Source organism: Chitinophaga arvensicola (assembly GCF_900110835.1).
GTDB classification, from domain to species: Bacteria; Bacteroidota; Bacteroidia; order Chitinophagales; family Chitinophagaceae; genus Chitinophaga; species Chitinophaga arvensicola.
On record NZ_FOJG01000002.1, the window covers coordinates 2,913,711 to 2,937,145 of the forward strand.

The following is a 23,435-nucleotide window of genomic DNA, read 5'->3' on the forward strand; positions in this document are numbered from 1 at the left end:
TTTTAAAGAAGTCCGGCACTCCTATTCGGAATTCTTCTTTCCAATAATTTCCTGCCGGTGTAACTCCCCCCATTCCTTCATCGGCTGAAGCACGCTGCCCAATGTTCTGCAATACGGTGTAATGTCATATTCCACTGTCATCGGCCGGGTATTACGTACCGTCCGGGTCACCAGTTTATTCATCTCCAACTCCTGTAATTCTTTTGAAAGCACCCTCGGAGAAATATTTAATTCCTTCACCAACTCCCGGAAACGACGCTTTCCTTTTTTATAAAATGTTAAAAGTAGAATCAGTTTCCACTTTCCGCTGATGATTTCCAAAGTATCTCTTACAGCCATGCCAGCCGATTTACACTCTTTTTCGTTTAAATGTTCCATTGCAGTATCCTTTTAGTAACTGGTTACACAAGACAAACATAATTATTCCGGTACTATTTTCGCTTAACGGAGCCATCCAATTGCATACATGAAAATTATTTTTTGCCAGCTTCTTTCAGTTTTACTGATTGCCTTTGTTCTTATTGCCGCAGGCGTACCACATCACGCTGGCTTCGTTTTTATAAAAAGAGGGACCCGCGACAGTCTCCCTGCCGACACCATTCCTTTATCAAAGGATAGCCTCGACGCACCCATTCACTATAAGGCGAAAGACTCCCTCATCATGCAGGTGCAGAAAAAACGTTTACTCCTCTACGGTAGTGCGGAAACCAAATATAAGGAAACCAATATCACCGCAGAAAGGATCACCATGGACCAGGAAACCGGCATCGTGGAAGCTACCAAAGTAACGGATACCTCCGGCAAAGCCATCGGCCGCCCGGTAATGACCGACAACGGCCAGAGCTTCGAGTCCGATACCATGCAGTTCAACATCACCACCCGCAAAGCAAAAATTTATCATACCCGCTCCACCTACGGAGAGGCTTTCATCGGCAGCCAGCAGTCCAAACGGATGGCCGACAATACCATCTTCGGTTTTAAAAATACCTTTACCACCTGCGACCTGGATACCCCACACTTCCAGTTCCGCGCAAAAAGAGTAAAAATTATTCCCGACAAACTGGTCATCTCCGGCCCTGCCAACCTGGAAATTGAAGGCATTCCCACGCCGCTGTTTATCCCCTTCGCCATTTTCCCCATCACACAGGGACAACGCTCCGGCATCCTGTCTCCGCAGTATGTGGTAAACCAGCAAAAAGGGATCGGACTGGAAAACGGCGGCTACTATATTGGCCTGGGCGATAACTTTGACCTCACCATGCGCGGAGATGTATACTCCTACGGAAGCTGGAGCCTCACCGCCAGTCCCACTTACCGGAAACGGTATAAATACAATGGCGGTCTTAATCTCAGCTTCGCCAACACCCGCTTTGGCGACCCCTCCGTGAAATCGGAGTTCAGTACCTCCAAAGATTTCCGCGTTACCTGGAATCATAGCATGGACAGCAAAGCCCGGCCCGGTGTGAATTTCGGCGCTGCGGTGAACTTTGGTACTTCTTCCTACAATAAATACAACGTGTATGATTACAATACCCGTGTCAATAATAATATCGGATCCTCCGTCACGTTCTCCAAAACCTGGCAGGGAAAGCCCTATAACCTCACCATGGGACTAAACCATTCACAGAACCTCAGCACCCGGGATGTATCCATTTCCTTCCCGGATGCCACATTCACCGTGAATACCATCTACCCTTTCCAGCCAAAGGAAATGGTAGGCACCCCCAAATGGTATGAGAAAATAGGTATTTCGTACAACACCATCCTGCGCAACCAGGCGAATTTCAAGGATTCTCTCTTCGGTAAACAGGCCATGTTCGACGCCATGCAAACCGGTATGCAGCACAACATCCCGATCTCGTTTTCTATACCGGTATTTAAAACGTTTACCCTGTCGCCGGGAATCAACTATACCGAATACTGGTATACCAAACAATTCAACCGCAAATGGGATCCTAATAAACCCAACCTGGGCACGGGTACCAAAGGCGCCATCGATACCTCTTACCAGGCCGGCCTGTTTGCCGCCCGCGATATCAGCGCCAGCATGTCGCTGTCTACCGCCCTGTATGGTATGTACCAGTTCAGTAAAACATCGAAGATCAAAGCCATCCGCCACGTGATGCGGCCTACACTAAGCGCCAGCTACCGCCCGGACCTGAACAGCAAGAACTATTATGAACTGCAATACAACAAGGAAGGCGATAAGCAAATGGTATCCAGATTCGATGGAGCGATTATCGGCGTACCATCTCCCGGTGCTTTCGGAGGACTGAACTTCGGGCTGGACAATAACCTGGAGATGAAGGTATTTTCTAAAAAAGATACGACCGGCAATCATGAGAAAAAGATAAAACTGCTGGATGGTTTCGGGATCAATGGCAGCTATAACCTGGTGGCAGATTCGTTTAAACTGTCTACCTTCAGTTTGTATGCCCGCACCAACCTGTTCGACAAACTGAACATCTCCGCCAGCGGCAATCTCGATCCTTACCAGGTAGACAGCCGTGGCCGGCGCCTGGATAAATACGTATGGCAGCAAGGTAAACTGAGCCTGGGCCGCCTCACCAATGCCAGCATTTCCCTCAGTACCTCTTTCCAGTCGAAAGATAAAAAGAGTGTAGCCAAGGAAGCAAAAATTGATTCTTCCCTGAACGTACAGGGCGGCGATGCCGCCTTTGCAGCCCAACAGCGGCAGTTGGCACAGGTACGCAATAACCCGGGCGAATACGTGGATTTTGATATCCCCTGGCGCATCGATCTCTCGTATAGCCTTTCCTACACCAATACTATCATCCCCGATTCCGGCGGGGTGGTAAAACGGGTAACGCAATATGTCAGCTTCAACGGCGATTTCAGTCTCACGCCAAAATGGAAGATCGGTTTAAACAGCGGTTTCGATTTCACCAACATGCAGATCGCCTATACCAATATGTATATCTCGCGCGACCTGCACGATTTCAATCTCTCCATTAACCTGATCCCCTTTGGTACTTTCCGGCAGTTTAGTTTTACGATCAGCGCCAAAGCCGGTCTGTTAAAGGACCTGCGGCTCAACCGAACGAAGCAGTTCTATGATCTGTAGCTACCATTGCTGTAATACTTTTTCCAGTATAGCCACCACGGATGCTATTTCTTTATTGTTAAGCGAAGCAAAACCAAAGCGTAGTGCATTCTGCGATGGTGTACCATAGTGGTACTGTTCCCCGCTGCTCATACGCAACCCGAGGGCAGCCGCTTTCTGAGAGACCTGCTGCAAAGGATACTTTTTTGAAAAGCGCAACCAGATCGCCATTCCACCGGCAGGTACCGTAAACTGTACTGCGTCGCCCAGTTTCTTTTTCAGGAGCAGACAAAGCAGATCCCGTCTCTCTTTATACACCTTATTCGATTTCTTCAGGTGCCGGTCGATGGTACCATCTGCCAGCAGATTAGCCAGCGCCTGTTCAGAAAGATTATCGCCCCGCAGGTCCATCAGGCGGCGCAGGTTGGCCGCTTCACTGATAAAATCCGCCGGCCCGATCATAAATCCGATCCGGATGGAAAGTCCCAGTGATTTGGTAAATGAACCGATATAAATCACATTGCCCCCGTGGTCTGCACTGGCCAATGGCAATATAGGCGCAGAACTATAATGAAAATCATAATCGTAGTCATCTTCTATCACGGGCAATTTATGTTTGCGGATCACCTCCAGCAGCTTCATCCTGCGGGCAGCGCTCAGGGTCACCGTGGTGGGGTGATGATGATGCGTAACGAGGTAGAGCATTTTTATTTTCCGCTGACTGCATAGTTGTTCAATCGCATCCACGTCGATCCCTTCTTCATCCACCGGCACGCGGAGCAGGCGGGCGCCCAGCTGCTCAAAACAGAGATCCGCAAAAAAGTAATCAGGACTCCCCACAATTACCAGGTCATCTTTTTTTATCAGGAGTGCCGCAGCCAGGTAGATGGCCATTTGTGCGCCCCGGGTAATCATGATATGTGGCAGTTGCAGGTTGAGGCCCCGGGTGTTGGACAGGTATTCCATCATTTGCCTGCGCAGGGCTTCGCTACCAGTAGCGTTACCATACATCAGCAGTTTATGATAACGCGGACTTTCAATCAGGGAGCGGCACTCTTTTACCCAGTCGGCAAGAGGGGCCAGTCGTGCGTCCGGGAAACCGTCATTCACCACTAATGCATTGCCTGCGGGCACACCGGGCATAAATGGCGCTACCGGGATATGATGAAACGAAAACGCGGACTCTTCTCCATACGCGGAAGCAGCTCCCCGGAAGGTCCGGGGCCGGATCACCGGCAGATTATCCGCCACCATCACTCCCTTGCGGGGTACGGCTACCAGCCAGTCCTGGCTGATCAGTTCTTCATATGCCGCAATCACCGTTTTACGGTGCAGGGTGAGCGTTTCCGCCAGCACCCGGCTGCCTGGCAGGTATAGCCCCGGCTTGAGGATACCTTCCTGGATTAACCCGATAAGCCGGTTGGCAATTTGCTGATATACCGGCAGCTTCAGCGTTTTGTCCGTTTGTATGAGTGTTTTAAATGGCAGCATCTGGACTACTTAATGATTACAAAGTGGACTACTAAGGTACTCCAGATACAGGTAACTTTGTAAGATCATTTTTAATACAAATCAATTGACAATGACTACGAGATTTTTGATGAACCAGGTTGATCCCGCTGCTTATTCCGCGATGCTGGGATTAGAAAAATACTTATCCGGCACCGGTATCTCCCCCCTGCACCACGAACTGATCAAAGTACGCGCGTCCCAGCTGAATGGCTGTGCCTTTTGCGTCAATAAACATAGCAGCGATGCATTGAAGCTGGGCGAAACCACCCAGCGCTTACTGTTGCTCCCGGTGTGGAGAGAATCCCCGCAGTTCAGCGAAGAAGAAAGAATTATCCTGGCCATGACGGAAGAAATTACATTTATCAGTCAGCATGGCCTTACCGATGAAACATATGATAAAGCGGTGGCAGCATTCGGGATACCCCGCACTGCAGAGCTGATCATGGCCATCAATATTATCAATGCCTGGAACCGCATCGGCGTATCTACCCGTCGTATTCCCGGTCAGTAATCACCTACAAAAAACAAAGATATGCCTACTGTTAAAATCGCTGCCACCGACGAGGAATTGCTTGCCTGCAGTGAAGTAATCCTTTTTCTTCGTCCGTTTTTACAAAAAGACGAACTACTGCCGCAGATAAAAGAAATGCAGGCAGAAAAATATGAAATCGCGTATATCACGGCGGAAGACGATCCTTCGAAAGTAGTGGCATTTGCAGGCTTCCGTCATATGAACAAGCTATTCACCGGGGTACATATTTATATAGACGACCTGGCCTGTTTGCCTGCTTACCAGGGCCGTGGTTATGCCGGCCTGCTGCTCGATCATGTGAAGGCGCTGGCAAAAAGTGAAGGTTTACGTTCTGTGCAACTGGATTCAGGTCATGCATTGCATCCTGCGCATAAAGTATATCACCGGCAGGGCTATCATATTTCTGCCCATCATTTTACACAACCGCTGTAGTGGTTATTATTTTGTAAGATGTTTACCGGCAACGGCTATACGTTATCTGCAACCAGGTAACGTATAGCCGTTAGGATTTCTTTGCCTGTACGCTGAGTATCACGGTCAGCTTATCATCAATGGCATTATCAGGTCCTACCTGGAAGTCTTTCCGGTTAATTGTAAACTGCCCGTTCAGCTGCAGCATGTTACCGGATAATACAGCGGTAAAAGGAAAAGCGATGGTATGTGTGATCCCTTTGATGGTAAGGGCGGCGGTAAGCTGATAGCCGGATGGTTTATCAGTGGCTTTGATATTGGTAGACAGGATCCGCATCACGGGATACTTATCTGCATTAAAATATTTCTCTTCCATCAGGTCCCGGTCTCTTTTGCCGATGCCGGTGCTGATGGTCTTTACATCCACGGTGGCATCAATCACTGCGGCGCCCGGATCTTTCGGATCAAACCGGATGTTTCCTTTCAGTCCTTTAAAGTAGCCGTTGACGGTAGACGTGAAGATGAGGTGATTGACGATGGTAAACTGTACTTTGGAGCCGGCATCTGCCGGAACGTATTGCTGGGCCTGCGCAGCCATGCTGCAAAATAACAGGAGGCATAAAAGAAGGGTGCGCGTTTTCATAACAACGAAGTTCTGCAATCAATACCGGATTCCCAAATCATAAAAAAACAGCAGGCAGCCCTTGCAATAGCCACCTGCTGTACATCTATCATTATGAAAAAAAGCTACTTTTTGCCGGTTTCTTCTTTGTAGGCATCCACATATTCGTGCATGATTTCGGTGAGGTTTTCACCGATCAGCGTATAGGCGTCTGTAGGCAGGTTGGCCAGCGATACCCGCACCGACCATTCCGGGCCACCAAAGCCGCCGCCATTCAATAATACGATGGCTGTTTTCTCGGCCAGGCGGAAGAGGATGTCGGTAGGTTGCATTTTCTTTTGCAGCCATTTCAGGAAATCATCTCCATACACCTTTGACGCCCAGTTCGCAATATCTATTTCAGAATAATAACCGGTATTCAACGGGTCCTGCATCTGCGGCTGTTCCAGCTTATCCCACAATAATTTCAACCGTTTGTGGATCAGCGCCTGCGCCAGTTGTTTGTATTTATTCTCTTTATCCAGCAAAGCAAACAAACTGAATAAGGTCATTTGTGTTTGCTGGGGCAACGACAATCCTGCGGTGTGGTTCAGGGCCACCTGGCGGCTATCGGCCACCATGCGGTCTATAAACTTCATCTTCTCCGGATGTAAGGTGGTGCTGCTGTAACGTTTGCCCAGGTCTTTCCTGGCCGTAGCCGGCAACTCCGCGATCTGCTTGTCAAAGATATTCTTTTCGTGGATAGCAATCACACCCAAACGCCAGCCGGTGCAACCAAAATACTTGGAGAAAGAATACACACAGATGGTATTGAAAGGAATTTTCGATAACAGGGAATGAAAATCATTCACGAAAGTACCATACACATCATCGGTGACAATCATCAGGTTAGGATTGTCTTTCTTCACAATCTTTGCCAGTCTGTCCATTACCGAAGGCTCCAATGCTCTTGATGGCGGGTTACTGGGATTCACGCAAAATAAAACTTTGATCTGCGGATCTTTCAGCTTATCCAGTTCCTCATCCGGATACTGCCAGGTGTGACGGTCTTCTTTCGTTTTGCCGGTAGCGTTAATATATACCACTTCAAACTGGTAACGTTCCAGTTCAGGAATTTCAAGATAAGGGGTGAAGGTAGGCACCATCAAAGCAATGCGGGAGCCATGTTTCAGCAGCTTATTCTGCATCAGCGAATCGAAAATATAACACATGGCAGCGGTGCCGCCTTCTACGGCAAACAGGTCAAATTTGCCCAGCTCCTTTTGCCCGTTACACATCTCCTGGATAATATAGTCGTGCACGATAGGCTCCATGTGCGCCAGCATACGACCGGGCACCGGGTATTCATTGCCGATAATACTTTCTGCCAGCTCAAACACAAAATCATCTTCCTTAAACTTGTGTACTTCTATACCATACAGATAGGCCTGTTGCAGCAGTGAAGCGCCGGGTGCATTTTTATGCAGGGCCAGGAAACTCTTGAACCGGTCTGCTATACCACTTTTCTCCGGAACACCGGCAAAGCCATGGTCTTCTGCAATATTTCGCCGGCATTCCGTGATACCGAACTGTCCCAGCAGGAAGTAAGCTTCCCGGGGTATGGAAGCTGTCCAGTTTGGGTTACCACGCCCCGCATTCAGCATGATCTCAATACTTTTCTGAGCGGTGTCCTGGGCCAGTGAAATCAATGTGTTCTTGAGCTCAAACGGACTTAGTTTCTGTAACGCGCGTTGCTCCGCAACGGTGGTTTTGATATAAGACAGTCCCATATGTTATTTTTGGAAGATCAGTATTTAAAGAAGTTACTCTGCAAAATGTCTTTGTTGGATGTTTGCGTAAGTCCCAACATCAATAGTATCCTGGCTTTCTGAGGATTCAGGTCATCACTCACAATGGTGCCCAGTGTTTTATCATCTACTTCATCGTACTGGGTAACCCTTCCGGAGCCAACGTGACTGGATCTTACCACTACCACCCCTTTTTTTACGGCATCTGCAATAGCATTATAAAAAACTTTGTTGAAATTGCCATTACCCACACCGGCAATCACAATACCCTTATAGCCTTCCTTTACAAACGCCTGGATAGCGCCGGGTTCTGCGTCGGCATACATATAGGCAATACCCACCTTTGGTAATGTTTTTATATTAGTAATATCGAAAGGGGTATTTTTATTGGATAAGCGCAGCGCTTCCATATAGTAGGACACTTTGCCATCGTACACCTTGCCGATAGGACCGAGTGTAGGCGCATGAAAAGCGGCTACGTTGGTAGTATTTCCTTTCGTTACATCCCGGCCGTCGAAGATGTTTTCATTAAACACCACCATCACGCCTTTACCGTTCGACTTAGGACTGGCGGCTACTGTTACGGCATCGAATAAGTTCTTGGGACCATCTGCACTGATGGCGGTAGATGGGCGCATAGACCCGGTGATCACCACCGGCTTATCGCTTCTTTCGGTGAGTGCCAGGAAATAGGAAGTTTCTTCCTGTGTATCCGTACCGTGTGTAATTACAATGCCTTCTGCTTCGTTATTGGCAAATATTTCATTGATGCGCTTATTCAGTTTCTGCCATATTTCTATGGTCATATCCTGGCTGCCTACATTGGCGATCTGTTCTCCGGTGATGGTGGCAATGTTTTCAATACCGGGAACAGCTTTCAGCAAAGACTCAATGGGTACCTTACCGGCCGTATAGGCGGCCCTGTCGGCAGAAGCGCCTTCACCGGCAATAGTACCACCGGTGGCTAGTATAATGACCCTCGGTTTCTGGGCGACAGCAGAGATACAAATAAATACAACAACGAATAAAGTACTTAAGAATTTCATATGTATTGCTTTTAATACCTTTGGATTGTTTGGCTGGAATGTCAGGATATTAGAACAACAGAAGTCTGTGTATTGTTCGGAGTGTGCTGTCAAAAAGCAAAGGGGAAGACCAATGGCCTTCCCCTTTGCTTTTGCAATTGCAAATGATTTATTCCCCTTCCACAACCTTCTTCAGGCCAGCCAGCACCGAACGCCAGTTTTCTTTGGAGTGATCACAGGCTTCCTGGTCTGCAAAATTTTCCTGGGTAATGGTAAATTCCGTCTCGCCATTACCGTTACTGTCCAGTTTGTATACAATGGTGGAATAGTTTTCCGGTTTGTCTTCTTTACCGGAACTGAGATAACTGAAAGATAACAGCTTCTCTTTCTCTACCGCCAGCACAGCGCCTTTTTCCTCATAACGCTGGCCCTGCCATTCGCCTGCCCAGGTTACCGGACTGCCCACTTTCCAGTCGCTGATAACATCCGTATCAAAGAAGTATTGTTTAATTTTTCCTTTATCCGTAATAGCATCCCATACCCTGGCAGCAGGCGCACCGATATGGATAGATTCCGATAGTTTCAATTGCTTGTCCATAATATCATTTTTTTGGTACTACAATAATAAACAGTCGCCGCCCCCCATGATTGCATTTTACGGATTAATTCTAACGGAATTGGGAGTAACCCCGAATTTCTTCTTAAACGCGTTATTAAAATGCTGCGGGGTGGAGTATCCCAGCTCGTAGGCTATTTCCGCAGAGGTTTTCTGTGTATCCAGGAGATACTGGTTAGCCAGTTGCAAACGTTGCGCCGTGAGATAATCAAACACAGTAGTATTAAATGTTTCCTTGAAGCCCCGTTTGAGTTTATATTCGTTTAGTCCTACCAGTTGTGCAATTTCACTCAGTCCCGGCGGATCATTCAGCCGGTCATTGATCAGGTCCCTCACGGCAATAATCTTCTCTTTATCCGATTTGCTTTTCAGGAAGCTGTCTTTCTTTTCGGTGTAGTTATATGCTTCCGCCGACAGCACCAGTAATTCGATACTCTTCGACAACAGGAACAACTTTTTCAGCTGACCGGTAAAGCGGCAATGGAGTATCTGCCCGATCACCTGCTGGATACCGGTATCAATAGGGCCCCAGTTTTCCGAAAGCAGGGCGCTTCTGCCTTTTAACACATCTTCTCCGAAGCGTTGCAGGTGTTCATTGCCGTTTTGCGTAAACTCAAGAAACAACGCCCGGGGAAACTGGATCCCGAATGTTTCTATTTCTTTGGCCTTGGGCGTCACCGCAATTTCAAAGCCTTTGGAGTACATGATATTATGATGACCGCCGATCAGGTCGAAAGAGCGCTGCAATTGCGTATAGGAAAAAGCATAGTCGCCTTTCAATCCGAAATGCAGGCGCACAACATCGCTGTCGTTGCCGGATACCATTGGCTTATTATTGTCGTAAGTGGAAAACGTATGTGTAAGCCTGATCTCATCGCAATACCAGTCGGTGATATCGATGACACTGTGCGGAGTCCGGATTTGTTGTTTGTTATCGTGGTTCATATGACGCATTAAAAATACGAATAACGGCGGGATCTTTGATTTACACAATTAATACTGTTCTCATTACAATTCCGCAAGTATTACGCCGTATATCTTTGCATGATCTTATTACAGCCACCGAAATTAAAAGATATGAAATACAGAACATTAGGAACTACCGATGTACAGTTGTCAGCCATTGGACTGGGCTGTATGGGCATGAGCTATGCCTATGGCACCCCGGATGATGTGGAATCTATTGCCACCCTGGAAAAAGCCCTCGAAATTGGCATCAACTTCTGGGATACCGCAGATGTATATGCTGCCGGTGTAAACGAGGAACTGATTGCCAAAGTGTTGAAACCCAACCGCAGCAAGATCTTCATTGCCACTAAATTCGGATTTACGGGTTCTCCGGCAACCGGCAACGTGATCTTCGACGGTTCTCCTACCTACATGAGAAAGGCCGTGGAAGCCAGTTTAAAACGTTTACAAACGGATGTGATCGACTTATACTATGCCCACCGTATAGACCCTAACGTGCCAGTAGAAGAAATGGTTGGTGCCATGGCGGAACTGGTAAAAGAAGGGAAGGTACGTTACCTGGGCCTGTCGGAAGCCTCGCCCAACAGTTTACGCAGGGCGCATGCCGTACATCCCATCAGTGCGTTGCAGAGTGAATATTCCCTGCTGACGCGGGATGTGGAAAAAGAGGTGCTGCCTGCCTGTAAAGAACTGGGCGTCACATTCGTACCATTCAGTCCGCTGGCCCGTGGCCTGGTAACGCCCGACCTCAACATTACCGGATTAGCCGATGGCGACTTCCGCAAATCCTTGCCCCGTTACCAGGGAGCATACGCCGAAAACAACCGGCTGCTGGCAGCAGGTTTTGCAGAACTGGCCGCCGGTAAAAACTGTACGCCTGCACAACTGGCGCTGGCATGGGTATTGGCACAGGGCGATAATATTATCCCCATCCCCGGTACGAAAAGAAGAAAATACCTGCTGGACAACGCCGGCGCAGTAGACGTAGAACTGAACGCTACTGATCTGCAACATCTCGAAGATCTCCTGCAACGCTTCCCGAACACCGGCGAACGCTACACCGAAGCCATGAATAAACTGGTGGATAGAAGCTAACAAGAGAGATCTTCTTCATATATACACCCTATATAAGCCGTATCTTATAGGTACGGCTTATATATACCTGACATAGTGCTCAACAGGGGCTTAGATAGGACTTACCTCTGAAACGCTTACTGGCAGGGCATCCTGGAGCCCCATTTTTGCGATTTATGGCATTCAGAGGCCTTTTGGTTTACAGGAATATTATTTTAATAATACAATTGTAGCCGGTTTAATAGGATAAATGTTCCCGGTTGGGCGTTAAATATTTCGGGGAGATGGAAACAGTAATAACTGTTTCCATCTCCCCGATTTTTTACCCCTCCTTTTCCTTCCGCTTACTTTGGCTGGAAAGGATACAGTGATGTTTCCACATGCGCTTCTTTCATATACCCCGCCAGTTTAGCGGCTATATCCGGATGCGCTGCGGCGATATTCTTTGTTTCCCCGGGATCTCTGGCGAGGTCATATAGTTCCACCGGACCGTCGGGATGCTTCATGGCCTGCATCCGCACGGCTTTCCAGTTGCCTTGTCGTACTGCCTGGCGGCCACCATCCTCATGGAATTCCCAATAGAGATAGTTATGCTGCTGTTGTCCTTTGGTACCGGTGAAAGTGGGCAGCAATGATACGCCGTCTGTATAAGTGAGGGCAGGCGCTTTGGTCAGCTGTGCCAGCGTGGGCATGATATCCCAGAAGGCGCCGGTTTGCTGACTGGTACTACCCGCTTTTATTTTGCCAGGCCAGCGCGCAATAAATGGTTCGCGGATACCTCCTTCGTAGAGATCGCGTTTTACACCGCGCAAACCACCACCGCTGTTAAAGAAAACCGGATCGGCGCCTCCTTCTGTGTGTGGGCCGTTATCGCTGGTAAAAATGACCAGGGTGTTTTTATCCAGGCCCAGTGTTTTCAGGTGCGCCATTACCTGGCCTACGTAATTGTCCAGTTTGGTGACCATAGTAGCGAATGTAGCATGGGGATACTGCTGGGAAGCATATCCCGGCACGGTGGCACTGGGGCCGTAGTCATTGCCTTTGTAGGGTTTCTCCGCAAACTTGCCCCTGAAGTGCTGAAAGAGGCTGTCATCCGGCACCTGTAGCTCTGCATGCGGCAAGGTATAGGTGAGATATAAAAAGAAAGGCTTCGTCTTATTATCATCGAGAAAACGGAGCGCCTGTTCCTGGATCAGATCAGGTGCGTAGGTATTCATCTCCTGTAGCTGGCCATTTTTTTCCAGCACTACTTTGGTATCGTTGTCCCATAAGTGAGTGGGGAAATAGCGGTGCGACTGGCGCTGGCAATTGTAACCATAAAACCGGTCCACGCCCTGTTTCATCGGATCACCTTCAGAACCCACAGGACCCAGTCCCCATTTACCGAAGATCCCGGTAGTATAGCCTGCCTGTTTTAATACTTCCATCAACGTTATAACGGTGTCGGCTATGGGCTGCTGTCCTTCCGGATTTATTTCTTTATTGCCCCGAATAAATGTATGACCGGTATGCTGGCCGGTAATCAGCGAAGCGCGGGAAGGTGCGCATACAGAAGTACCTGCATAGAATTGCGTAAACCGCATGCCCTGTTTCGCCAGCTGATCGATGTAGGGAGTACTGAATTTCTGTTGCCCGTAAGCACTCAGGTCACCGTAACCCAGGTCGTCTGCCAGGATAAAAACGATATTGGGTGTGGTGGCTTTTTGCTGTTGTGCCGCGACGGGCGTTGTCAATAAGGTGAGACCTGCCGCCACCGGCAGCCAGGTGTGGAAAATTTTCATGTTCATAGTTCTAAGCCTTCTCGTCTCAAAATACAAAGTATTCCCATCTTTTTACAACAAACGGGGAAGACAGCTGCCAGGACTATGAACATTAAGCGGAGGCAGTTGCCTCCGCTTAACAGGATATTACATCTTAAATACCTTACCTCCTACCATCACTTCCTGTGTGGCTTCATCAAAGGTGGCTTTCATACCGGTGCGGTAGGCCGCATTACCCATGATGAGTGCAATGGAATGCGAATAAGCGGCTTCAATCGGTGCGTTCGGTTGCTTACGGTCACGTACACACGACATCCAGTTACGTACATGCGCATTCGTGAGTGTATCCCCACCGGTGTTGGCACTGGTGGCTGCTGCGGCTTCCTCGCTCAGGGTCTGGCTTGGAAGCAGATTGGCATGCATATTCATTTCCTGGGCTTCTTTTTCTGTGAGGCCGCCAGTAGAACTTATTTTGTTGGTAGACATATCGATGGTGCCACCATTGGAATAATAGATTTCTTTCGTACCGCCGGCAGAGTTATGGAAACGGCTGCTGTACATTACCTGGAATCCGTTGCTGGGGTCATTTTCAGGACCATAGTCAAATACGGCGGTGAGGGTATCCGGGTTCTTGCGGCCATCTTTCCACATGTAGATGCCACCGTTAGCAACGGCGCTGCGTGGATGTTTCAATCCGCTGAACCAGTGTACGGTATCGATCTGGTGGGTCATCCACTGACCGAAGATACCGGAAGAATAAGGCCAGAAGAGCCGGTATTCGAGGTATTTACGCGGGTCCCAGCTATCCTGCGGGCGGCCGGCCAGGAAGCGTTTCCAGTCGGTATCCGATTCCTTGATGGAATTTACCAGGTCAGGACGACGCCAGCGGCCCGGCTGATTTACGTTCCAGGTCATTTCCACCATGGTGATGGGACCAAATTTTCCCTGCTGGATGAAATTGGCAGCAGCATGGTAACTGGTACCACTGCGGCGCTGCGTGCCCACCTGCATGATGCGGCCGGAGTCTTTCACCGCTTTGAGTGCAGCACGGGCATCTTCCATGGTTTCAGCGAAAGGTTTTTCGCTGTATACATCACATTTATGCTTCACCGCTTCAATGGTATGATAGGCATGTGCAAAGTCGGGCGAAGCGATAAACACCGCATCGAGACCTTTCACATTATACAGTTCGTCGTTATTCATACAGGCCTGTACATTATGACCTGTTTTCTGTTGCAGGTAAGCCTTTCCTTCGTCGCGGCGACGGTTCCAGATATCTGATACGGCGATCAGGTCGAAGTTCAGTTCTTTGTTATTGTTGAAGAAAGAGGGCATGAGGGCCTGACGGGCACGATCAGAAAATCCTACCAGTCCGACGTTAACACGGTCGTTGGCGCCCATGATACGGGCATAGCTGCTGGCGGGCATTCCCATAGCACTGATGGTAAGACCTGCGCCTGCAAGCAATGATTGTTGCAGGAATTCCCGTCTTGTTTTTTTTGATTCAGACATATAAAGGCGTTTTTATAGTGTGTGTTTATTTGGCGTAAGCTTCTCTGAGTTGGGCCGACATATAATCAAAGGCCGGTTTAAACTGTTTGGCGGGGTCGTCCCAGCGGCATTCCATCATAATATGGCCGGTGTACCCGATTTTGTGCAGGGCGGCAAAATAGGGCCGGAAATCATCGCCCTCCACTCCTGGTGGCGTGCGTTTATCCTTCTCTGCGATATGGCAATGTACCAGTACGGCCTTTGCTTTTTCAATGCTGGCAGGCGATTCATTTTCCCGGAGCATGTGATAAATATCAGCGGTGAGCCTGAAATTGGGATGATGAATAGCGGTCACGATGTCGTTCCCTTCTGCCAGGGTATTGACAAAATTTGTTTCCGACGTATTCAGGTTTTCCATGGCGATGAGAATATCGTACTTCGCGGCCACAGCGGCCATTTTGCGACCCAATGCGATGAATTGTTGTACACATTGCGCACGGTCTGCCCCTTCCGGTATTTTGCGGGCTTCCCCGCTTCCCAGTACGATGAGCTGCACACCGGCAATTCGTGCGCGCTGCATCACCGAATCCACATAGCCCAGGATCCTGGTTTCATTGACCTGTGGTCCCATCAGTTTGAGGTGGCCGGGAATAAATACGTTGCAGCTCTGAATTTTGCAGTGGCTGTCTTTGATGGCATGCAGCTGTTCCCGGAACTGGACTTCGCTCAGTGTGGGCGAAAGGATCTTCCTGACGGTTTCTTCGAGGAAAGTGAAGCCGGTGGCGGCGGCGATGCTGTCGTTGGAGAAAGAAGTACAAATGCCGATAGCCGGCAGGCCGGACTGTGCATTCGATTGCAAAAACGGACAGCAGACTATAGTAAAAAGGAATATCAACCAAGTTTTCATAACGTCAGGTGAGTTTATGTGGAAATAACGGAACCCCATTAAGATAATATCAAATTCCGGAAAAACAAAATTGACGGGATAAAGGGAAGTGTTCATCTCCCCAAAACAGATGAAATTATCTATTATATTTGTAAGGACCAGCATTATGAATCATGGACCCACTATTAACCCTACACATCAGGATCATTAACCAGGTTTTTGAACTGGACAAGAAAACAACTGCCAAACCGGAGTTGTTGTCCCTCCAACGGAATATAGACCGGATCAAACAACACTTTGAAGAAGCCGGTTATACCATCCTGAATCCATTGGGCGAACCTTACCGCGAAACACGGGTAGACTATGAAGCCAGTATCACCGGCGATATGGCCGCAGAAATGGAGATAGTGAACGTGATCAAACCGGTGGTATATTACACGGAAGGCGGACAAAAATCCATTTTACAAAAAGGCGTTGTCATCGCAGCAGCAAAATAAACCTATGAGCCAGCAAATTAATTTTGGTATCGACCTGGGCACCACCAATTCCCTGATCAGTAAATTCCAGAACGGTACGGTGGAGATTTTTAAAAATCCCTTCGGACAGAAAGAAACATTGCCTTCTGTAGTGGCGTTCCGGAAAGACCGCATCATTGTGGGCGACAAAGCCCGGGAACTGATAGAGAAAGATCCGGAGAATGTATTTTCTTCTTTCAAAAGAAAGATGGGTACCTCTGAATCCTTCTTTGTACCCAATACCAGCGATTTCAAAACACCGGTAGAGCTTTCTGCCCTGGTGCTGCGGGAACTGAAAAACTTTATCTATACCGGCGAAAAGCCGGAAGCAGTGATCATCACCATTCCTGCTTCTTTCGATACCATCCAGTCCAATGCCACTAAAAAAGCAGGTAACGACGCGGGATTCCGGGAAGTATTATTACTCCAGGAACCAATAGCCGCCAGCCTGGCCTTTGCCAACAAACAAAGCAATGCTACCAGCCTGGAAGGACAGTGGCTTGTGTACGACCTTGGCGGGGGTACTTTTGATGTGGCACTTGTTAAAATAGTAGATGGGGAAATGCGGGTTACCGATCACGAAGGAGATAATTATCTCGGTGGCGTTGACTTCGACATTGCGATCATAGAACAACTCGTGATACCCGCCCTCCAGCAACAGCATACCTTCCCCGACCTGCTCACTGAGATGCGCAGCGCCAGGGGCAAATACAATACGCTGTATCATATCCTGCTGAAAAAAGCAGAGGAAGTAAAAGTACAGCTAACGGGTAGTCCTGCTGCAGAGATAGAGTTTGAGATCACCGATGCACAGGGACAAACCCACGATATTTATCTCACCATTACCCGTGAGCAATTTGAAAGCATCATATACGACCGCATTCAATATTCGGTAGATCTTGTAAAGAAGATCCTCGACCGTAATCAGCTGAGTGCCGCCGATATACAGGAAGTAGTGATGATTGGCGGCAGCACCTATATACCACTGGTAAAAAACCTGGTAGCCTCGCAACTGGGCATCCCTGTGAACTGTAGTGTAGATCCTACTACTGCGGTAGCAGTTGGCGCCGCCTGGTATGCAGGTACCAAAACGGTTTCTGTACCGAAAACGGCAGAAAACCAGCCTTTGGCAGCAGGCGTTCCCAACATCCAGTTTAAGATGGCCTATCAGAAGAATACGGCCGATAAAGAAGAATATTTCACCGCCATCGTTACCGGTCCGGTAGCCGGACTCAGCTATCGTATTGTAAGAACGGACGGTGGTTTCGACAGCGGTATCAAACCGTTGCAGGAACGCATCTCCGAAATGTTGTTGCTGGCGGAAAATACCAGCAATGTATTTAACCTCCTGGTGTTTGACGCTGCACACAACGAATTAGCGGTGCAGGCCCCGGTAATCGCCATCTCGCAGGGAAAATTCAATATCCACGGACAACCACTGCCCAACGATATCTGCATAGAAATAGATGACCTGGAAAACAATACCACCAAACTGGAACTCATTTTTGAAAAGAATGCGATCCTGCCTTTGCGGAAAACGATCATCAAAGAAGTGATGAAAACAATTCTGCGCAGCGGACAGGATAGTTTACTCATCAATGTGCTGGAAGGCAGCCGCTACGCCATTCCCGGCAGTTGCGTGCCGCTGGGCATGATTGAAATCAAAAGCACCGATCTCATCACCGACCTGGTAAAAGGCTCCGATGTGGAAATCACATTACAGATCAGCGAAAGCCGCGACCTTTCCGTAAAAGCAGTACTGTTGATGAATGAACAGGAGTTCTCAGAAGTATTTAATCCGCTGGTGCGCAAAATCAATACCGCCAAACTGATCGATGATATCCGGCAACTGCGGGTGAAAGCAGCCGATAAAATAAAGAGCTTCAAGAAAAGCCAGCAGTATGAACTGGCGGCTACCGTGCAGGACATCATGACGGAACTGGATCATATCAGCGAACGACTGGAACTACTCAGCGATGATGATATCACGGATGAAAAATACCAGCTGGAAGAACGGAAACGTAAACTGGCGCAACACCTGGACAGCACCGGGAAAGACCAGCTGATTGTGGAAATTACAGAGTTGTATTTTAAACGGAAAGAATATTGTTTGTGGAATATCCGGGAGGAAGAGGACAATGCCCGTTTAAGCCGGTACGAAAAAATAGTAGCAGCTGAAAGTGCTTATCTTTCTTCGCAGAGCTATTATGCCATCAAGGCAAAGATCGATGAGCTGAACGACCTGAGCTGGGAAATCAGGCGTAACAAACCGGAAACCTGGATCAATGCCTATTACTATTATGCCAATATCAGCACCGATGATTATACTGATCCGCAAAACGCCGCCCGCTTCAAGGAAATAGGCGAACGCGCACTGGAACGGAAAAATTACGAAGAGCTGAAAGTGGCCGTGAACCAGTTATACAACCTGATGCCCGATACCAAGAAAGAATCGGATCAGCTGAAAGGAACCGGCATCGGCTAATCGCCGGTTTCCAGCTCCACTCCTGCTGCGTTGTTTTCCAGCAGGTTGAAATAAAGATTGGTATTATCACCAAGACCAATTTCGATCGGAATATTCCTGTCGGAACTTGCCCAGTATACAGGATCCAGTGTAAATATCAGGCTGCTTTCCTTCATGAATTTTTCAGAATCCTTGTAGGGTAAGGCAAAGAATCCCTTTGCACGGTAAGCGCCATAGCCGGCCATTGAACTGGTGGCTTCTTTACCGGCATCCCAATGCTGACCGATATATACATACAGCTGATTAGCGGTGATTTGTAAGGGCAGATAGGCGCTGTCGCCCGGCACAATATAACAGGAATAAAAAGTATCCGGCGTCTGGATCATGGCAATAGCCGGTACTTCCAGGCGGTTAAAGAGATGAATACTTTGCCGGTGCGCAACCGCAGACGACTGGTGCTCCGGGACGAGGCGGGCAGATGCTTCCGGACCAACCAGCTCCCTTACCTCCGCTTTGTTCCGGGAGGAATCAACCTTATATGGTACGCCGCTTTTCCGTAAACTTTCCATAAAAGCAGGACCATATACATCGTCGCCGGTTCTGGGCTGCGAGTTCATCTTTTTCTGCGAAGTATCTCCTGTTGTCATTTTCAGCGTATACAACAGGTATTTCATGGGATCGCTGGTGCGTGCATTGGCAAAATGGTCTGTTTGCGTATTCTTTTTAGGCGCAGGATTTTTTGCATCGCCGTTGTTCATCATATAAAAAATCAGGATCACGATTCCAATCATAATACCGCCGGCCCCCTCTTCACTCAGCCACCTGGGGCGTATAGGTTTGATCCAGTGTCCGGGATACCAGAGAATATGTTGTATCAACGAGCGGTTGCGGTGTTGCTCGCGGCGATGCGCCTGCAGAATTTCCTTCCGTTTGTGGTTTTCATTTTGCACATAACGGGTGGTGGTGAGCTTTTCTATCAGCTGTATCACCGACATGCCAAATGCAAAATCTTTCCGGTAGGTAGCGAGCGCCAGGTTGATCATACTGATACCATAATCGCTGCGCCATTCGTGAAATTCCGAAGGCAGCTGGTTCAGTTGCGCCACCAATACCCCACTGGCAAAAGCCGACAGTTCCTTCTTGTTGAATGCGGCGCCTTCTCTTATTTTCGCAGTGCTGATCTTGAGTTGTTCTTCTAATACCCGGCAATAACGAAAGATGCGTGTATAGCTGGTGGTGGTATATTCTCCATCCAGCAACAGCGGATTGGCAAATAACAATGTGGTGTTCTCCAGCCATTTATGTTTCAGGCTGTCCAGCACCGCATTGGTGAATACCGGTTCATACCAGGGTGATATAAATGTCAGGAAAGCAGGGGTCTGGTATACAGGGTTATCAACGAAATGACCGGTTATTTCACCGGTTTCGAGAAAGCGCAGCAATACCGGATCGGCCGCAATGGATGCGTGAAACGCCAGTTCACCGGTAGACGACAGCCGGTCAAAAAACTGCAACAGGTCGTTTTTACTGAAAGCCGTGGTAGCAATGCGGAGTACTTTGTCTTCTGTCAGTTCAATTTCTGCCAGCATTTTTTTCCGGAGAAGGGATAACGCAGCGGTATTCCCGGGGTCTACGGGTCCGTTGTTCATGGCTTCCAGTAACGCGAAGGGATTCACATAGTTCATACCAAAGCAAAATAACTAAAAAATCTGCTACTCGACGGGAATCATGTCTACCCCGTTAAAATTATTGTTCAGCTGCCGGAGTTGCAGTTCCTGTTTCGCCGACAGCGATACTTCCATCGGGATATACCTGTTGGAATGCTGCCAGTAGGTAGTATCCAGGTTGAATTGCAGGCAGGAGTGCTGCAAAAAAGAAAGCGCGTCATACGCGGTCATCAGGAAGAAGCCCTGAGCGCGGTACGCAGGAACATAATCCATGGCATAAGGCGCCTTCCATTCAGCGTCCCAGCCTAACCCCACATAAAAATATACGCGGCTTACCGATAGTGGTAATGGCACAAAAGCGCTGTCGAACGACGCGATATAACAGGAATAAAAAGAATCGGGGGTTTGCACCATCGTGATCAGGGAAACATCCTGGCGATTCACGATATGCAGACTACGGCGATGTGCAGGATCGTTCCAGCTACTGTCTTCCTGCTTCCATTCCCTCGGCCGGCCGAAAGGCGGCGGCATATAGTCGTTCCCGTAAGTACCCTGCATACTTAATGCCAGCATGAACTCCGGTCCATACAGATCAGTACCGGTAACCGGTGTGGCCAATGCGGGCTTGGTTAATAGCTGCTGCATCCGCTGATCATTTTCCAGTAAAATCTGCGAGAGCAGGTATTGCATCGCATGAGAAGTACGGGCGCCGCTGAAAACGCTTGTTTTGCTTTCACCTACCCGGATACGCGGCGTGTACGCAGGTTCCAGGCGGGCGCCAATCACAATGGTAACCACTACCGCCACAGCTATGGCGCCGCGGATCATGAAGTCGCGGGATCGTTTTTTACGTTGGGAAGGAGAAGCTGCACCGGCGCCAAAAAACCTGCCCAGTATAGATTTCCGGCGCTGCATTTTATCTTCGAGTTGCTCCAGGTGCCGCTGTCGTTCTTCACGTATATGTGTACTCACCTGTAGCATATCCATCTCCCGCAAAAGCGCCAGGGCTCTTTTACTTTCGTTGGTAAAGTCCAGTATCAAAGCAAACTGGATCAGTAAGAGGCCCCAGTCGTTGCGGTGGCCCTGGAAAAGATCCGGCAATGTGTTCAGCACCTGCATATGCTGCCGCGTGAGCAAAGGCGTTACTTCGTCTGTGCGGCAGGCCCGGTCCGACTTCCGTCGTGTACCCGCTTCTTCCAGCGCTTTGTATTCTTCCTGCAAAAGACGGGAGATCTTCTCATCGCTTTTATTCCGTGCAGCGCTGTCCATTAGTACCGGGTTGGCAAACAGGCGCTGCAACACAGCAACATCCTGTTCTTTCAGTGCTTTCAGGATGGCTGTGGTAAAAAGCGGTTCGTAATAAGGGGATATGAATTGGATAAAGCGGGGATCTTTATACCAGTCGTTATCATGAAAAGGTCTTGTCTGCTTCCCGGTTTCCAGGAAAGTGGACAAGACCTCGTCGTTATTGATCTGTTGATATAATTGTAAGTTCAGCGGCGATTGCAACCCGTCAAAGAATTTCAGCAGGTCGTTTTTACTGAATGCCTGCTTCCCGATCCAGAGTATTTTATCTTCTGTTAGCTCCAGCTCTGCCATCATTTTTTTCCGGAGAAGGGATATGGCGGCGGCATCTCCTGTATCTACAGGCCCACCATTCATTTTCTCCAGGAAAGTAAAGGGATGCAGGTATTTCATATACCCACAAAGTACTAAAAAAAGCAATCCGTGGGATAGGTTCAGCCCCTATCAGGAAAACAGTAAAAAGGCCAGTACCAACGTGATGATCACGTTAAAAGTCTGGGCTATCAGGAACGCATATACGGGTTTCCTGCTTTCTGTACCGATCAGGTCTTTGAAATTGGTTTCCAGCCCGATACTGGTAAATGCCAGCGCGAACCAGAGTCCCTGCAGGCTTTTCAGCGATCCTTTCACCGGCGCAATGGTAGCTGGCGAAAGCAGGAAGGAAAATACCAGGGAGGCGATGATAAAACCGATCACAAATTTGGGGAATCTTTCCCAGATCACGCTTAACGTTGGTTTCTGATCAGGATCAGCCGCGTTGGGATGCTTGGTATAAGTCCAGTATACAGAGATGGCAAATGCAGCAATACCCAGTAATACGTTCTGCGAAAACTTCACGATGGTGCTGATCTTAAGCGCCGTTTCTCCTACCAGTGAACCGGAGGCCACTACAGCGCCGGTGGTATCGATACTGCCACCCAGCCAGGCGCCGGTTACTTCTTCCGGGAACCCGAAATGATGGGCGATCATCGGCATAAAAATCATCATCGGGATAGCGGTAATCAGTACCAGTGAAATAACGAGCGACAGTTTTTTGGAATCGCCTTTAATGGCGCCGGAAGTAGCAATGGCGGCAGATACACCGCAAATGGATACGGCACTGGACAACATCATGGTGAGTTCCTTGTCGATTTTCAGTTTTTTACATACCCAGTAAGAGAAATACCAGACAGACAATACTACTACCAATGCCTGGATCAGGCCGAGGGAACCGGCTTTCAGTACATCCGAAAAAATAACGGTCGTACCCAGGAGTACCAATCCTATTTTCACAAAGAATTCAGAAGTCAGTGATTCGCGGAACCAGGTAGGCAATTTAAAAAGGTTACCGATGAGTAAACCGATGATGAGGCTGAAAATCACGGCTTCCAGTCCCAGGTCGTTCAGTGCGGTGTTACCGGCTACAATCAGTGCTACAATGGTAATCACATACACTGCCGGGAATACCAGCAGGGTATTTTTGATGGATTTACCGGTGAGTAAAGATCCGAGGATGGCGATGGCAAACACATAAATAAACTGTGTGACAATCTTTAAGAAGTTGGCGCCGGTCAACACTTTACCGGTAAGGTCTGCGGTCTGGCTCCACTTGAATACAGGCGCTTCTATGGCTAACCAGTGAAAAGAAGGCAAATAAACTCCGGCCAGTGAAAGAAGGATAATCAGGAAACCCAGTGCAACGATGGCCCAGTCTTCCTGTAAATAAGACTTAACTGCAGGCATATAGCATTATTCA

The 23,435-nt window shown here is 48.5% G+C and carries 19 protein-coding genes; 6 read left to right on the forward strand and 13 right to left on the reverse strand.

Going from position 1 to position 23,435, the window contains the following annotated elements; all coding sequences use genetic code 11:
- Window positions 1-21 precede the first annotated feature (21 nt).
- Entirely contained in the window at window positions 22-378 is a 357-nt protein-coding gene (locus tag BMW79_RS28800; protein WP_089901538.1) for a winged helix-turn-helix transcriptional regulator, read from the reverse strand.
- Window positions 379-466: 88 nt separating this feature from the next.
- Here BMW79_RS28800 and BMW79_RS28805 point away from each other — a divergent pair, with 88 nt between their 5' ends.
- Complete coding sequence (locus BMW79_RS28805; RefSeq protein WP_143059295.1) at window positions 467-3,085, forward strand: putative LPS assembly protein LptD; 2,619 nt, start codon at window positions 467-469, stop codon at window positions 3,083-3,085.
- On the opposite strand, the gene pdxR is transcribed toward BMW79_RS28805, so the two are convergent.
- Window positions 3,086-4,555 carry a MocR-like pyridoxine biosynthesis transcription factor PdxR gene (pdxR, locus tag BMW79_RS28810; RefSeq protein ID WP_089901544.1) on the reverse strand — a complete coding sequence of 490 codons (1,470 nt, stop codon included), beginning with the start codon at window positions 4,553-4,555 and terminating at the stop codon, window positions 3,086-3,088.
- A gap of 91 nt (window positions 4,556-4,646) precedes the next feature.
- Between pdxR and BMW79_RS28815 the strand changes: the two genes are divergently transcribed.
- A complete protein-coding gene (locus BMW79_RS28815; RefSeq protein ID WP_089901546.1) occupies window positions 4,647-5,087 on the forward strand; it encodes a carboxymuconolactone decarboxylase family protein in 441 nt (146 codons plus the stop codon).
- 21 nt (window positions 5,088-5,108) lie between these two features.
- A complete protein-coding gene (locus tag BMW79_RS28820; protein ID WP_089901549.1) occupies window positions 5,109-5,540 on the forward strand; it encodes a GNAT family N-acetyltransferase in 432 nt (143 codons plus the stop codon).
- 70 nt (window positions 5,541-5,610) lie between these two features.
- Here BMW79_RS28820 and BMW79_RS28825 read toward each other — a convergent pair whose 3' ends face one another.
- From BMW79_RS28825 to BMW79_RS28845, 5 genes are all read right to left on the reverse strand, one after another.
- Window positions 5,611-6,162 carry a YceI family protein gene (locus tag BMW79_RS28825; RefSeq protein WP_089901552.1) on the reverse strand — a complete coding sequence of 184 codons (552 nt, stop codon included), beginning with the start codon at window positions 6,160-6,162 and terminating at the stop codon, window positions 5,611-5,613.
- Between the two features lie 104 nt (window positions 6,163-6,266).
- Window positions 6,267-7,910, reverse strand: a complete 1,644-nt coding sequence (gene aspD / locus BMW79_RS28830; RefSeq protein ID WP_089901555.1) for an aspartate 4-decarboxylase — start codon at window positions 7,908-7,910, stop codon at window positions 6,267-6,269.
- Window positions 7,911-7,927: 17 nt separating this feature from the next.
- Window positions 7,928-8,974, reverse strand: a complete 1,047-nt coding sequence (locus BMW79_RS28835; RefSeq protein WP_089901558.1) for a type II asparaginase — start codon at window positions 8,972-8,974, stop codon at window positions 7,928-7,930.
- 148 nt (window positions 8,975-9,122) lie between these two features.
- Window positions 9,123-9,551 carry an SRPBCC family protein gene (locus tag BMW79_RS28840; RefSeq protein WP_089901562.1) on the reverse strand — a complete coding sequence of 143 codons (429 nt, stop codon included), beginning with the start codon at window positions 9,549-9,551 and terminating at the stop codon, window positions 9,123-9,125.
- 57 nt (window positions 9,552-9,608) lie between these two features.
- Entirely contained in the window at window positions 9,609-10,514 is a 906-nt protein-coding gene (locus BMW79_RS28845; protein ID WP_177192380.1) for a helix-turn-helix domain-containing protein, read from the reverse strand.
- Between the two features lie 132 nt (window positions 10,515-10,646).
- Between BMW79_RS28845 and BMW79_RS28850 the strand changes: the two genes are divergently transcribed.
- Window positions 10,647-11,633 (forward strand): aldo/keto reductase, encoded by a 987-nt coding sequence (locus tag BMW79_RS28850; RefSeq protein WP_089904383.1) that lies wholly within the window; start codon window positions 10,647-10,649, stop codon window positions 11,631-11,633.
- Between the two features lie 323 nt (window positions 11,634-11,956).
- Here the strand turns inward: BMW79_RS28850 and BMW79_RS28855 are convergent, their stop codons facing one another.
- The 3 genes from BMW79_RS28855 to BMW79_RS28865 form a co-directional block, all read right to left on the reverse strand.
- The gene (locus BMW79_RS28855; RefSeq protein WP_089904386.1) at window positions 11,957-13,393 is read right to left on the reverse strand and encodes an arylsulfatase; all 1,437 of its coding nucleotides are present in this window, start codon (window positions 13,391-13,393) and stop codon (window positions 11,957-11,959) included.
- A 126-nt stretch (window positions 13,394-13,519) separates the two neighbouring features.
- On the reverse strand, window positions 13,520-14,884 hold the full coding sequence (locus BMW79_RS28860; RefSeq protein ID WP_089901568.1) for a Gfo/Idh/MocA family protein: 1,365 nt from the start codon (window positions 14,882-14,884) through the stop codon (window positions 13,520-13,522).
- Window positions 14,885-14,909: 25 nt separating this feature from the next.
- A complete protein-coding gene (locus BMW79_RS28865) occupies window positions 14,910-15,722 on the reverse strand; it encodes a sugar phosphate isomerase/epimerase family protein (RefSeq protein ID WP_177192381.1) in 813 nt (270 codons plus the stop codon).
- A gap of 200 nt (window positions 15,723-15,922) precedes the next feature.
- Between BMW79_RS28865 and BMW79_RS28870 the strand changes: the two genes are divergently transcribed.
- Both BMW79_RS28870 and BMW79_RS28875 read left to right on the forward strand, forming a co-directional pair.
- Window positions 15,923-16,246, forward strand: a complete 324-nt coding sequence (locus BMW79_RS28870; RefSeq protein ID WP_089901574.1) for a hypothetical protein — start codon at window positions 15,923-15,925, stop codon at window positions 16,244-16,246.
- Window positions 16,247-16,250: 4 nt separating this feature from the next.
- Window positions 16,251-18,749 (forward strand): Hsp70 family protein, encoded by a 2,499-nt coding sequence (locus tag BMW79_RS28875; RefSeq protein ID WP_089901577.1) that lies wholly within the window; start codon window positions 16,251-16,253, stop codon window positions 18,747-18,749.
- On the opposite strand, the gene BMW79_RS28880 is transcribed toward BMW79_RS28875, so the two are convergent.
- Genes BMW79_RS28880 through BMW79_RS28890 form a run of 3 tightly spaced genes read right to left on the reverse strand, consistent with a single transcriptional unit; the run spans window position 18,746 to window position 23,422 of the window.
- Window positions 18,746-20,413 (reverse strand): hypothetical protein, encoded by a 1,668-nt coding sequence (locus BMW79_RS28880; RefSeq protein WP_089901581.1) that lies wholly within the window; start codon window positions 20,411-20,413, stop codon window positions 18,746-18,748. The two genes, BMW79_RS28875 and BMW79_RS28880, sit on opposite strands and share 4 nt — an antisense overlap.
- Window positions 20,414-20,440: 27 nt before the next feature.
- Window positions 20,441-22,093 carry a Med9 domain-containing protein gene (locus BMW79_RS28885; protein ID WP_089901584.1) on the reverse strand — a complete coding sequence of 551 codons (1,653 nt, stop codon included), beginning with the start codon at window positions 22,091-22,093 and terminating at the stop codon, window positions 20,441-20,443.
- 51 nt (window positions 22,094-22,144) lie between these two features.
- Complete coding sequence (locus tag BMW79_RS28890) at window positions 22,145-23,422, reverse strand: YeiH family protein (protein WP_089901587.1); 1,278 nt, start codon at window positions 23,420-23,422, stop codon at window positions 22,145-22,147.
- Between the last annotated feature and the right edge of the window lie 13 nt (window positions 23,423-23,435).

Coding starts and splice junctions, on each gene's coding strand:
- BMW79_RS28800 (WP_089901538.1), bottom strand. CDS start 378: ATGGAACATTTAAACGAAAAAGAGTGTAAATCGGCTGGCATGGCTGTA.
- BMW79_RS28805 (WP_143059295.1), top strand. CDS start 467: ATGAAAATTATTTTTTGCCAGCTTCTTTCAGTTTTACTGATTGCCTTT.
- pdxR (WP_089901544.1), bottom strand. CDS start 4,555: ATGCTGCCATTTAAAACACTCATACAAACGGACAAAACGCTGAAGCTG.
- BMW79_RS28815 (WP_089901546.1), top strand. CDS start 4,647: ATGACTACGAGATTTTTGATGAACCAGGTTGATCCCGCTGCTTATTCC.
- BMW79_RS28820 (WP_089901549.1), top strand. CDS start 5,109: ATGCCTACTGTTAAAATCGCTGCCACCGACGAGGAATTGCTTGCCTGC.
- BMW79_RS28825 (WP_089901552.1), bottom strand. CDS start 6,162: ATGAAAACGCGCACCCTTCTTTTATGCCTCCTGTTATTTTGCAGCATG.
- aspD (WP_089901555.1), bottom strand. CDS start 7,910: ATGGGACTGTCTTATATCAAAACCACCGTTGCGGAGCAACGCGCGTTA.
- BMW79_RS28835 (WP_089901558.1), bottom strand. CDS start 8,974: ATGAAATTCTTAAGTACTTTATTCGTTGTTGTATTTATTTGTATCTCT.
- BMW79_RS28840 (WP_089901562.1), bottom strand. CDS start 9,551: ATGGACAAGCAATTGAAACTATCGGAATCTATCCATATCGGTGCGCCT.
- BMW79_RS28845 (WP_177192380.1), bottom strand. CDS start 10,514: ATGAACCACGATAACAAACAACAAATCCGGACTCCGCACAGTGTCATC.
- BMW79_RS28850 (WP_089904383.1), top strand. CDS start 10,647: ATGAAATACAGAACATTAGGAACTACCGATGTACAGTTGTCAGCCATT.
- BMW79_RS28855 (WP_089904386.1), bottom strand. CDS start 13,393: ATGAAAATTTTCCACACCTGGCTGCCGGTGGCGGCAGGTCTCACCTTA.
- BMW79_RS28860 (WP_089901568.1), bottom strand. CDS start 14,884: ATGTCTGAATCAAAAAAAACAAGACGGGAATTCCTGCAACAATCATTG.
- BMW79_RS28870 (WP_089901574.1), top strand. CDS start 15,923: ATGGACCCACTATTAACCCTACACATCAGGATCATTAACCAGGTTTTT.
- BMW79_RS28875 (WP_089901577.1), top strand. CDS start 16,251: ATGAGCCAGCAAATTAATTTTGGTATCGACCTGGGCACCACCAATTCC.
- BMW79_RS28880 (WP_089901581.1), bottom strand. CDS start 20,413: ATGAACTATGTGAATCCCTTCGCGTTACTGGAAGCCATGAACAACGGA.
- BMW79_RS28885 (WP_089901584.1), bottom strand. CDS start 22,093: ATGAAATACCTGCATCCCTTTACTTTCCTGGAGAAAATGAATGGTGGG.
- BMW79_RS28890 (WP_089901587.1), bottom strand. CDS start 23,422: ATGCCTGCAGTTAAGTCTTATTTACAGGAAGACTGGGCCATCGTTGCA.